This window comes from Polynucleobacter sp. es-EL-1, from assembly GCF_018687975.1.
Taxonomy (GTDB): domain Bacteria; phylum Pseudomonadota; class Gammaproteobacteria; order Burkholderiales; family Burkholderiaceae; genus Polynucleobacter.
Window position 1 is genome coordinate 659,105 of sequence record NZ_CP061310.1, and the last position, 11,960, is coordinate 671,064.

Consider the following 11,960-nt stretch of genomic DNA (forward strand, 5'->3'; position numbering starts at 1 on the left):
TAAAAGGGTTTATTAGGGCATTTCGTGGGTTTCGTAGGTATACCCCCACCGTATTTTTTAGCTCACTGGTAATGAACAATTGCAAAAATACGGTGGGGGGGTACCCACAAAACCCACGAAGCCTTGCTCATAGATAAGACTCAGAAATGCGCGGATTTATTTTGTAAACAGTCGTCTTTCTTCCTCCGTTTTCAGATAAATGCTCAGTTAGCCAGTTATGTTCAACCAGTGCATTTACTGCCAAAAACACTGCATCTTTATTTGACAGGTTTGCCCAGCCCTTGTGAAGAACGTTGCGCTGTGTAAAGCCGTCCACTAACCTGCCTTGTAATAGCTTCTTGGCTAGCGCTTTTGTGGGGGCGGAATCCAGCCCATTAACTGAGCCGTAAGTTCTCTTGGCATGGGACTTCAGATACTTTGCAAATTGAAGTGCTGTTCTAAGACTTGCTTCAGATATTGGTCCTTGATGACCGTTTATCAAGTGGAACAATAACGCTAATCCTGGAACTAGACTTCGGTATTTAGCAAAGTGACTGTGCTCAGCTGGAGCAAGCGCCCCAGTACGTAGCATTTTTTCATTCCTCTGATACCAGTCATTAAATAGCACCTGCGCTGCGATATCAAAATGTAAAAGCAATACTCCAGCTGAATTTTTGGTGGAACCAGCTATACCTGTGTTGCTGAGTTGATTTAGGGAGTCGATTGCCTGATGCATTTGTGCAAGAGCCTCTTTATTGGATGGCCTATCAATGAGTTCGAAGTCGCCAGTTAGGTCTGGCCAAGCTAAAAGTTGGAAGCGCTGCAGTAATCCATCATTTTTGGAGTTACCGCTTTGAGCGTGCCGAACATACGCCTTAACTCTGTCTGGCTGGAAACCACCAAACACTGCTAATTGATAGCGAGTTAAGGTAATGGAATCGCGAGTTACTCTATCAAAGGTATAGTTACCTTGTCCGCCCCAGCCTGATAAGTAAAAGCCACGCGCTGCTTCTTGTCCTGGCGTATCCAGAGATTGAAGGAGGCCGGTAAGCTCATCTGCTAAAGCGAGTATTCCCCTGGGGTTTTCAGACAGTATTTCGCCTAATGCTTGGTAAGTTACATCGTTAACTATGTATCGAGCCTTTATTGGCTTTATTGGCTCGACTGGGAAAGTTGTCGATTTTCCAGACTTAAACGATGTCATTGCTTTATCAAATGCTATCTTGTCAGTGCGATACTGTGCACAGTCTTTTTTATATTGAGCTACTGCGATATCTTCTAGGTGCTGAAGCGGTTTAAGTGATGCATTAAGGGCTGGCGTCTTCATTGAACCTGGGGAGCCGATAATCCCTCCCCAAAAGCCAGCATGTACAACCCATGAGTCATCAAACTCCTTGGGAAGAATGCCTACAGTGTTACCTAATGCGGTGCCGGCACCAACTATTGTGGGGATGGCAACATAGTCAAGTGGGCAGCTTAGTCTCTCAGCAATATCTAAGCAGCCTTTTCGCAATCCCTCAGGTAGCCATTCTGGATCGAGCTCTAGGACAGGGAGCAAATCTCCAGGTAATTTTTGAGGTTCTGGCCAATCAATTTGATCTGGTGGCGACTCAGGCGAATCTGCATTACTTCGTTTGGCAGGATTTATCCAGCCTTGTCGCTGTGCCTCGGCAAATATATGCCTATAGTCAATGCTTGTTGGAGCTAACGAGTCCCAAGTGTCTGCCGCATCAAATGGATCATACTTTTTAGAGGTCATTGACCACTCTATCCATAAGCCACGGCCTACATCACCAAGGTTTTTTAAAGCAAGACCGGATTTAATCCAATCTTTGCGATCATCCGCTCGAATGTGAAGTAGGGCGCTGCGTAAATTTTGAATATCAGAAGGGTGTAAGTTTGTTGCCGGCGGTGAACTTTGTAATAGTGAGTCTAAAAGAGAGTTGCCTTGCACAACGGCATTTTTTGGTATTGTTCTCTCTTGCCACACTTGCAACAACTGCTTGGGGATTATGGGTATGTGACGCCAATCCCCCTTACCAGCCCATTTATATTCCGCACCAGTTTCTGGGTGAATAGAGGGTGGCAATAAATCCTGAACGGTTTTTCCATTGCTTGATGCACTACGAAATTCCAAGACCATAGCTTTTGTCTCTGGATCTGTTATCTGGCATGTTTCCATGAAGCCAGCCTCTGGAGGTAATCTGTATAACAGCTTACCCCGATTGTTGCGACCCGAGCTAACTTGTAATGCATCATCTGCATCCAAAAGAGCCTGTAAGTCCACCCCCCGATCTGCCAAGTATTTACTGGCTAAAGTGAAGTCATCAATATCCAGTGCGGCAGTGGCTGATGGTTCACAGTAAAGATGCGCGATTCCAACATTTCCACTAATTGCCGAAGCATGCCTTGGGTCTGTGACTGCGTTCTCACGGTTATTCCACCCTTTAGCTTTAGGCCCTTTTTCTCCCTTTGGAATAGGTACCAATGCAAGGCCATGACTTATATATTCGCTTATTAGTGCATTCATAGAGCAACCCCTTTGGTAGCAAGTGCTGTGATCAGTGCCTCCAAGCGAACGAGTACATCCTTGGAATTTTCTTTTGAGATCCATGGGGCAGTGTCATCCATAAAAAAATTACCATCGACGCTATTTGCCCATCCCTGGAAGTGAAAATAGTGCGGCCTTATTTGAACAACCTCAGCATGACTAATATGCATGTGCGTATAGGCGCTGTAATCAACCATGTTTGACCAATTAGTTCCCAAAGGCCTATAGTCTCGATTCACTAAGATGTATACACCAGGAGTTTCGGTCTCGTGAACAAGATATGGGATATATGGCCGAAGACTTTGAATAGCTTTTTTATTAAATTTATTCCACGGATCAGCATTAAGGCCAGATGCATACCGAAGACTCTTAATGGATGAAATAATTTGCTGCTGCCATATAGGCAAGCTGTCAAATGAAATTTGCTTTGTGGGATTGCGTTTTGTAGATTGTTTAGCTAGCATGGATTAGTGCCTCATTAATTAATGTGAAGTTGGTAGGGGGGTAGAGTTAGATTCGGGTTGCGGCACGATCTGACTCATTTTTATCTTGGATTTCATAGGCGCTCTGCAGCGATGCGGGATTTAAGCCACGCGTCGATTGCGTCACTTGGCCAGCCCGTACTTCTTGCAGTGAGCTTGACCCCTGGAGGGAAGAGATTAAGTCGGATTTGCTTGTAAATCGAAGAAGGCCTTAGGCCTGTGATTTCACAAACTTCTTTGATGCGATAGATCTTTATTGGCATTTATGGAGCCCTCAGTGGTTATGAAGACTCCATTGAAAAATATAGGATTGCTTTAAGTTGGCTATGTATTTCCTATACAACAATGCTTAGATTAGCTAGCGTTTTGGGCGCCCCCTAGAGTTCATACCCTGTCTTTTCTTGGTTGCCGCCTCTTTTTCTTTATATTTAGCAATCTCCGCTTTCAGCTTTTCAATTTCTAAAGATTTTTCGATTGTTATGGCAAACATAGCATCGGGATCATTTCGTTCTGCATCGCTAAGGTCTGTGGGGATTGCACTAATCTCGATAACTTCGTTTACGGACACATTAAAGCTTGCCTTGAAAGGGCACGCGGGAGTGCGGAACTCTTTTAATGGCCCTCGACGTTTATATAGCCACTCACCAAGGTCTTGGCATCTGTATTGCTCACGCTCTCGCTCGCCTTCATTCAAAATGACTTTCGACCTTATTGGATCGGGAACCTCTTTTTTAAAATCTGAAATGTAGTTGCGAGATCTTTCCGTCGCCTCCTTGCTTGTTTTGCCGCATTTAACAAGATGATTGGTAATAGCATCCTCTATGACATGTCGAGTTACGTAACCTTTTTTAGCCATATTTAAGCTGCCCTAAGTGAAGTAACATTCGCATTCATTTGGTTGCCCGTAGCTTTTGCATCGCACCAGTCTGCAAACCATTGCATCATTTTGATTCGCTCATCCATGAAGTTAGAGCGTAGATAGGCTCTGCGAATCTTGTTTTTCTCTGCATGATCTAGTTGCCGCTCAATAGCATCTGGATTAAATCTATTTTCATTTAAAACATCTGTAATTAAGGACCTCAGCCCATGAGCTGTTACTACAAACCCAAGTCTGTGTAAGGCAAGTCGTAAAGTATTCTCCGACATAATTTTATGTTTGCCTCTGCCTGGGAAAATGTAGCTATTACTGTCGCGATACGTTAGCGGCTTGATTGAGAGCAGAGCAGAAATTGCCTGTGATGGAAGTGGGACTTGATGTTCTCTGCCACTTTTCATTCTCGTGGTGGGTATAGTCCAGGTGGCATTTTCAAAATCAATTTCACCCCATAGTGCGCCACGGATGGAGTTATCTCTTAGGCCAGTGTAGAGTGCTAGGCGTAAGGCGCAAACAGTCTTGGCATCAAGTTTTTGATCTGTACCAGTTACATTTAGCGCATTAATCAGGTCGCCTACTTTGTTTTGGGGTAGGGCGGAAAAATGCTTAACTGGCGGCTTTTTAAAGTAGGGGTTGTCAGCCATATCTCGCGCTGGATTAATAGTTCCCCTGTGGGTTGCTCTTGCATATGAGAATATTTGCGCTGCTATTCCACGTGCTCTACGCGCTGATTCCTTTGTACCCTTGTCGTAGGACGCTTTAATGATCGTATAAAGATATGCCTCTTTAATGGAGTCGATTGGCATTCTTTCCAGGTCTGGCAGTAGGTAGCGCTTTAACAGTCCATCGTTTCGCTCGTAATAATGCGCGCTCCATTCGGATTCATTATGCGCAAGCCATTCTCTAGCAATAGCACCGAAGGTAGCCTCGCCCTTGGTTATCTGGTTTGCCTTTGCTACTCGATTAACAGTAGACGGGTTATCGCCCTTAGCAACGTGCTGCCTGGCTTCATCAATCTTCGCTCTCGCGATTTGTAAAGTAACTTTTGGGTAGGCGCCAAGTCCAGAAGACATCTCTTTGCCGCCAAGCCGATAGCGATATATCCACGTGCGACTGCCGTCGGGACGGATACGTAAACGCAGCCCAGCGCCATCGTTCAAATAGTAAAGTTTGGCCTTAGCTTTTGCAGCTTTGCATGAAGCTTCAGTTAGTAATTTTTCGGCAGCCATTAAGTTCTCCAGTACCCACACCAGTACCCAATTTTACTGTAGCTTTTGGTGTAGTGCTATGAAGTGCAATAACTTAAAGTACCCGTATTTATTGGGTTTAAAGGCGATTTATAGATTATGGTGAAGCTCTGTAAAGCCCAATTCGCCGCACACCTCTTCCGCCAAATAAAAAACCCCAGCCTAGAGCTGGGGTTTGTCTTTCTAGTAACTAGAAATTGTCGCTTGATTACTTCTTAGCAGCTGGAGCTGTTACTACAGCAGCAATAGCTTCTGTGTAAACCACTTTTACTTGATCATTTACCGCGATATCTTTGAGTAGGTCTGGATTCTTAACTTTAACTTTGAAGATATTCCCTTCAGGACCTTTGAGTGATACAACGCTTTTAGCAGCATCAATCTCTACTACATTCGCTACTGCAGTAACAGTATTAGTAGTGATCATGCCTGGCTTGTCACCTGCTGGAGCAGTAGCGGTAGTGGTAGTAACTTGCTCGCTAGGGGCGCCAGGATTTTTTACCTTAACCAATTCGATTGCTAAAGCTAACTCATAGACAACGTCGAAACGATCACCTACTTTAATTTCAGCAAAATTCTTTACTTCTGGACCAGCAACAATAGAAGTCTCGCCATCTTTGTTTTTCAGGGTCACAGTACGGGTAGCGGCATCAATCTTGATGACTTCGCCATCATAGATTAAGGCTGCTTCTTGAGCGACTACACCGGCCACTGGTTTTTGAGGTTTGTTAAACATCATGTAGGCAGCGATAGCAATGGCGGCGAGCACAATAACAATAATTACTTTTTTCATCTTGATTCGGATCCTTAGGAAAATTCAAAATCCCCAATACAAAGATAGGGGATGGGTAGAAAATACTATTAAATAGCATTTATATAGATTGTAGTACTGATGCTAAATAATGCACCAAACTCCCAATTGATCTCATGATCATTGGCTGAGAATCTGCCCGTTGTACGATATGGCTTATGAAGCTACTTATAGCCCTCTACTTCTTTATTCTGGCTACCATCCAGTTGGGCCTGTTTGCTGGGATGTTTCGCTATTTCCGTGTCAAAAGTAGCGTCAAACCCAGCCCCTATTGGATAGGATCTTTAGGGACAAGCATTGTTGCGCTTTTCATCTTTGGAGTTGGTGTAGCTACCAACCATGTTGGGACAAAAAATCCCGAATTTAATTTCACGATTGCTAACACCCTATTTTATGTTGCCGGTGTTCTGCAATTTTTATTTTGCCGATCACTCAATCAACCCATTAGCAAAGGGCTGAGAAATTTTTTCATTTTCTCCGTCATTATTTTTGTGCCTGTTTTTGAGTTTATGCGCATCAATGGAACATTTGAGATGCGCACCTCTTTTATGGTCATGATTTCTGCCTTCTTTTTTACTTGGCAGATCATTCAATTAAGACGCAAAAGAAAGGCTGATCCGTCACAGCAGCTTTTTTATATTCAATTCGCTACTGGAGCGGAATTGGTCTTGGCTTTAGGTCGGTTGGCCATTCTTGTAGCCTCAGGCTTAACGATTCGCGAAGTTGATCAGTTACCCCAAGTTTTAATTTTGTTTACCATTTTCCAGATCGTGATGAATACCCTTTCCTATATTGCGATTGGCGGATACTGGGCTGAGAAGATTGCCTTAGCAAATGCTCGCTCTGAGAGTGAAAATAAAGAGATTAGACAGCTGCTATTTGAGCGTGAAGGATTGATCACCTCTTTATTGAGGGCTAATAAGACGGCTGCTACTGGAGCTCTCTCAGCATCGATTGCACATGAGCTAAATCAGCCGCTAGGTGCTAGTAATTTGAATATTCAGTTCTTGCAAAAACGCTTGGCTGAGGGTGTTTTGACTCCCGACCAAACAAAAGAGGTTTTGGCGGCTTTACTTTCAGACAATCAGCGCGCTGCAACGATTATTCAATCCCTGAGATCAATTTTTTCAGATGGAAAAATTGGTGTAGAGAGAATAGATCTTAATGATCTGATTCAATCCGTTCTGAAGATTGCAAACCCTGAAATTCATTCAAAAAACATTCAAGTTATCCTGCAGCTCGGTGCCAGCTCTAAGATCAATATGAATCGCGGTGAAATTCAACAGGTTTTATTAAACCTCATTAACAATGCTATCCAGGGCCTAGCTGAATCAAGAAAGCCCCATAAAACTATTCAGATTCAAACGCGTGATGTTCCTGGCGGTGTTGAGGCGGTAGTGTTAGATAACGGCCCAGGCATTGGCAAGGAAGTGCAAACCCATTTATTTGAGCTACTAGCGGGCAGTCAGAAAAAAACTGGCATGGGTTTGGGTTTGTGGCTTTGTCGGCATATTATTTCCCGGCATGGTGGGCATATACGTCATGAGGCTACTCCAGAAGGTGGGGCGCAATTTATCTTCTTTTTGCCATTAGATCAGTCTTAATTTATTGGCTGTAGGGCTAATTGCCCAAAGACAAGGCACTGTTTACATTCGTAAAGTTGCTTTTTGAACTATTAACTGAAATTAGAAGCCCCCATGAAAACTCAATTAACCCTGATTGCTGTATCAATTGCACTTGTGTCTGGAAACGCTGTTTTAGCGGCTGGCGGGGGTGGGGTTGTGTCTGATCCGGGTGCCATGCAGGGTAAGCACTTTGATCCCAAGGGTAAGGCTCCCTCGACTTTTACAGTGGAACTACAAAATGGTTTGCGCAAAACCTTGCCTTTTGAGGATAAGCGTGATTTTGAAGAGTCTAAAAGGGGCTTTATCGCTGCACCCAAATATAAAACCATCATGGCTGATGCGGGGAATGTGGCCTGGGATATGGGTAGTTATGAGTTTCTGCTGCAGGGTAAAGATTTCGATAGCGTGCATCCCTCACTACAGCGTCAGGCGATTCTGAATATGGGCTATGGCCTCTATGAAGTGGTACCAGACAAAATCTATCAAGTTCGTGGCTTTGACTTATCCAATATTAGCTTTGTCAAAACCAATACTGGTTGGATTGTCTTTGATCCATTGACCTCAAAAGAGACAGCGAGAGCAGCTTTGGAGTTGGTCAATGAGAAGTTAGGCAAGCGCCCAGTAGTCGCAGTGGTTTACTCTCATTCTCACGCTGACCATTTTGGCGGTGTCCGTGGAGTAGTGGATGAGGCTGATGTGAAGAGTGGCAAAGTGAAGATTATTGCTCCAGCCGGCTTTATGGATCATGCCGTTGCAGAAAACGTATACGCGGGTAATGCCATGACACGCCGACTGTATTTCCAGTATGGTGTTTTGTTGCCTCGCAGCCCATTCGGCCATGTTGACCAATCGATTGGTAAAAATACTGCCGCAGGAAATCTCGGTTTAATCGAGCCAACCATTCTCATCAATGAACCATTTGAAAAGATGACGGTTGATGGGGTGGAGATGGAGTTCCAAAACACTCCTGGCACAGAAGCGCCTGCTGAGATGAATACGTATTTCCCACAGATGAAAGCATTTTGGGCTGCTGAAAATATTACCGGTACCATCCATAACATCTACACCTTGCGAGGCGCTTTAGTGCGCGATGCCTTGGCATGGTCTAAGAATATTAACAACGCTTTATATCGTTATGGCAATGAAGCGCAGGTGATGTTTGCTTCTCACTCATGGCCTCGTTGGGGTAATGATCGCGTTCAAGAAGTGATGCGTACTCAGCGCGATAGTTATGCACACTTGAACAACGAGGTTCTGCATTTGGCGAACAATGGTGTAACCATTAATGAAGTGCACAACGTGTACAAGCAGCCTGAGAGCTTAAAGTCTCAGTGGGCGGCACACAGCTATCACGGCTCAGAAGAGCACAACAGCCGTGCAGTAATTAATCGCTACTTAGGTTATTGGGATGCGAACCCAGCGACCTTGATCCCTTTATCTCCTAAAGATTCAGCACCGCTGTATGTTGAGATGATGGGAGGGTCGGCCAAAATTATGGCTAAGGGTAAGCAGCTCTATAAACAGGGCAAATACCGCGAAGCAATGGAGATCGTGAATAAGTTAGTTTATGCAGAGCCAAACAATACTCCTGCTAAAGATTTGCTGGCTGATATTTTTGAGCAAATTGGCTATCAAAAAGAAAGTCCTAGTGTGCGCAATAGCTTCCTAGGTGCTGCCTATGAGTTACGTCATGGCATGCCTTCTGGAGCATCCCCCAAGACCAATGGCCCCGACATGATCAGAGCAATGACCACTGAGCTTTGGCTCAATGCATTGGCAATTAGTATGGATAGCAAAAAAGCAGCTGGCATGAAGTTCACTATCAACCTAAGCACCCCTGATAATGGTGAAAAGTTTGTGGTGGAGATGAGTAACTCTGCTCTGACGAATATCAAGGGCTATCAGGATAAAAATCCAAGCCTAACAATCACCGTCAATCGTAGTGACCTAGAGAAAGTCATGGGTGGTCAAACTACTTTTGAAAAACTTCAGGCTGAAGGAAAGGCTCAATTTACCGGTGATCGCAAAGCATTCGATCAATTGCGAAGCACCTTAACTACCTTTACTCCGGACTTTGAGTTAATGCCGGGTACCAAGGCTAAAAAGGCTCCGCCTGCTCAACAAAATAAAGACCCATTTGAGGCGCCTCCAATCGCCAATTCAGACGGTGCTTAATGAAGTTAGGGCAGTAGCTGCTTAGTAGAAAAAATGGGCTCCTTGGAGCCCATTGTTCCTATCCAGAAGTAGTATTTATTTAAGCTGTGAAAGCGCCACCTTCTTCTAGCGCTTTCAAACTCTCACCCTGAATACCCAATTCTTGTAATAACTCTTGAGTGTGCTCGCCAAGTAAGGGGGGGTGCCTTGTTACTGCCTGAGGGGTCCCCATTAATTTGACTGCAAAACCAATATTGGGAACCTTGCCCTCAATAGGGTGATCAATCTCCATACGCATCTTGCGGTGCTGGCCGTGCTCACTATCAAATGCCTGAGGGTAGGTATTAATGGGGCCTGCTGGAATACCTGCCGCTAGCAGGGTCTCGACCCATTCTTCACTGGTCTTGGTAATAAAGGTCTTCTCCAGCTCTCTAGCAAGTATCAAACGATTGGCTAGGCGCAGTGGATTGGTTTTAAAGAGTGGATCTTCAAAGAGTTCTGGGCGCCCAATCTTTTCACAGAGAAGCTTCCACAGTTTTTGATTGGTAGCTCCCATAACAAAGTAACCATCAGCTGCTTTCATGGCCTGGTAGGGGGCGCTCATGTGATTAGCGGTCCCCAACTTTTCAGGTTCAACGCCTGTACCCCAATACTGAGAGGTATCCCAAATTGAGAACGCTAAAGCCGAATCAAACAAAGAAGCATCAATGAATTGACCTTCACCCGATTTGGTCTTGCCGATATAGGCTGACAATATTCCATAGACTGCAAAGAGGGCGCAACCAATATCGGCTACGGGAACACCTGCCTTTACTGGAGGACCATCTGGGTAGCCAGTCACACTCATGACGCCAGACATTGCTTGAGCCATTAAATCAAAGCCAGGGCGATCTGCCCATGGGCCTGTTTGGCCAAATCCGGAGATGCTGGCGTACACGAGACCGGGATTAATGTCTTTAAGTGATGGGTAATCAATCCCGAGTTTTTTCATGACCCCAGGTCGATAGTTTTCCACCAAGATGTCTGCAGTCTTCACTAATTCAAAGAAGACTTTTTTACCGGCCGCAGTTTTGAGATTGAGGGTGACGCTGCGCTTATTACGATTCATATTCAGAAAGCCCATGCTATCTGAACCTTTCATCTTAAATCCCATGGCGCCACGCGTTTGATCACCCGTGCCAGGCGGCTCAATTTTGATGACATCAGCACCTAGATCTGCCAGGAGCATGCAACAGTAGGGGCCCGCCATAACTTGACTGACATCGAGCACCCTAACCCCTGCTAAGGGCAATGGTTTGTTATTTGAAGCGTTCATTTTGTCTCAATATTTTTTATGTATAGAATGAAGTGCTACAGAACAGGTATCAATATAAATCATTAATCAAAAAAGTTTCGGAAGGCCTGTAGCTTAGGCTTTCAGGCATATCACTCATGTCCCACAGCGCACCCCAATCCAACGCACCATTAGCCCAAGTTCATTTGGAACTTCGTGATGGTATTGCGTTTATTACCTTTGATCATGTATCAGCGCGTAATGCCATGACGGTAGAGATGTATCAAAGTCTGCGCAAGATTTGCGAGGACTTGGCCAAAAATCCAGCCGCACGTATCGCCATTTTGCGAGGAGCTGGCGGAAAATCCTTTGTATCTGGAAGTGATATTGCGCAATTTGCAAACTTTGAGACTGGTGAAGATGGCATTAGTTATGAAGCGGGTATTGATGCTTATCTTGCACCCTTAGCTATATTGCCCATACCAACCATTGCAGTCATTGACGGCATGGCAATAGGAGGGGGGCTTGCGATTGCCACTTGTTGTGATTTTCGAATCTCGACTCCTGACGCGCGCTTTGGTGTGCCGATTGCTAAAACCTTGGGTAATTGCTTATCCGCTAGCAATATTGCTCTGTTAGTTGCGCATCTGGGTATTCATATTGTTAAGCGGATGTTGTTATTGGCAGAACTAGTGCCCGCAAAAGAATTGCTTGATCAAGGCTATCTCCTGGCCACGTATCCGGCACAGGAGCTAGAGAGTGAGGCACAAGCTTTGGCGAAGCGTCTTAGTCAATTAGCCCCCATCACCCAAAAGGTGAGCAAACTCACCCTGGCGCGCCTCATGAGCAATCACTTGCCTAATTGCAGTGATCTGATTCGGGAATGTTATGGCAGCGAAGATTTTAAGGAGGGTGTGGCTGCATTTTTGGCAGGCAAACCACCTACATGGACTGGCAAATAATCTGA

The 11,960-nt window shown here is 44.9% G+C and carries 10 protein-coding genes; 3 read left to right on the forward strand and 7 right to left on the reverse strand.

The genetic code is table 11. From position 1 onward, the window contains the following. Positions 1–127: 127 nt before the first annotated feature. The 6 genes from FD974_RS03345 to FD974_RS03370 all read right to left on the reverse strand — a co-directional run bounded on the left by FD974_RS03345 (position 128) and on the right by FD974_RS03370 (position 5,923). Positions 128–2,509 carry a DUF3987 domain-containing protein gene (locus FD974_RS03345; RefSeq protein ID WP_215365794.1) on the reverse strand — a complete coding sequence of 794 codons (2,382 nt, stop codon included), beginning with the start codon at positions 2,507–2,509 and terminating at the stop codon, positions 128–130. Next, positions 2,506–2,994 (reverse strand): hypothetical protein, encoded by a 489-nt coding sequence (locus tag FD974_RS03350; protein WP_215365796.1) that lies wholly within the window; start codon positions 2,992–2,994, stop codon positions 2,506–2,508. The genes FD974_RS03345 and FD974_RS03350 overlap by 4 nt, the downstream gene beginning before the upstream one ends. Before the next feature lie 92 nt (positions 2,995–3,086). Beyond that, positions 3,087–3,275, reverse strand: a complete 189-nt coding sequence (locus tag FD974_RS09805) for an AlpA family transcriptional regulator (RefSeq protein ID WP_215365798.1) — start codon at positions 3,273–3,275, stop codon at positions 3,087–3,089. 95 nt (positions 3,276–3,370) lie between these two features. Further along, the gene (locus FD974_RS03360; RefSeq protein WP_215365799.1) at positions 3,371–3,868 is read right to left on the reverse strand and encodes a hypothetical protein; all 498 of its coding nucleotides are present in this window, start codon (positions 3,866–3,868) and stop codon (positions 3,371–3,373) included. A gap of 2 nt (positions 3,869–3,870) precedes the next feature. Further along, positions 3,871–5,115, reverse strand: coding sequence for a tyrosine-type recombinase/integrase (locus FD974_RS03365; RefSeq protein ID WP_215365801.1), 1,245 nt, complete (start codon positions 5,113–5,115; stop codon positions 3,871–3,873). A gap of 226 nt (positions 5,116–5,341) precedes the next feature. Beyond that, complete coding sequence (locus tag FD974_RS03370; RefSeq protein WP_215365803.1) at positions 5,342–5,923, reverse strand: hypothetical protein; 582 nt, start codon at positions 5,921–5,923, stop codon at positions 5,342–5,344. Positions 5,924–6,099: 176 nt separating this feature from the next. Here FD974_RS03370 and FD974_RS03375 point away from each other — a divergent pair, with 176 nt between their 5' ends. Further along, on the forward strand, positions 6,100–7,545 hold the full coding sequence (locus FD974_RS03375) for a sensor histidine kinase (RefSeq protein ID WP_215365805.1): 1,446 nt from the start codon (positions 6,100–6,102) through the stop codon (positions 7,543–7,545). Positions 7,546–7,638: 93 nt separating this feature from the next. Then, on the forward strand, positions 7,639–9,741 hold the full coding sequence (locus FD974_RS03380; RefSeq protein ID WP_215365807.1) for an alkyl/aryl-sulfatase: 2,103 nt from the start codon (positions 7,639–7,641) through the stop codon (positions 9,739–9,741). A 79-nt stretch (positions 9,742–9,820) separates the two neighbouring features. Here the strand turns inward: FD974_RS03380 and FD974_RS03385 are convergent, their stop codons facing one another. Further along, positions 9,821–11,035: a CaiB/BaiF CoA-transferase family protein gene (locus FD974_RS03385; protein ID WP_215365809.1), complete on the reverse strand. Its 1,215-nt coding sequence runs from the start codon at positions 11,033–11,035 to the stop codon at positions 9,821–9,823. A gap of 116 nt (positions 11,036–11,151) precedes the next feature. Between FD974_RS03385 and FD974_RS03390 the strand changes: the two genes are divergently transcribed. Further along, positions 11,152–11,955 (forward strand): enoyl-CoA hydratase/isomerase family protein, encoded by an 804-nt coding sequence (locus tag FD974_RS03390; protein WP_215365811.1) that lies wholly within the window; start codon positions 11,152–11,154, stop codon positions 11,953–11,955. Positions 11,956–11,960 lie beyond the last annotated feature (5 nt).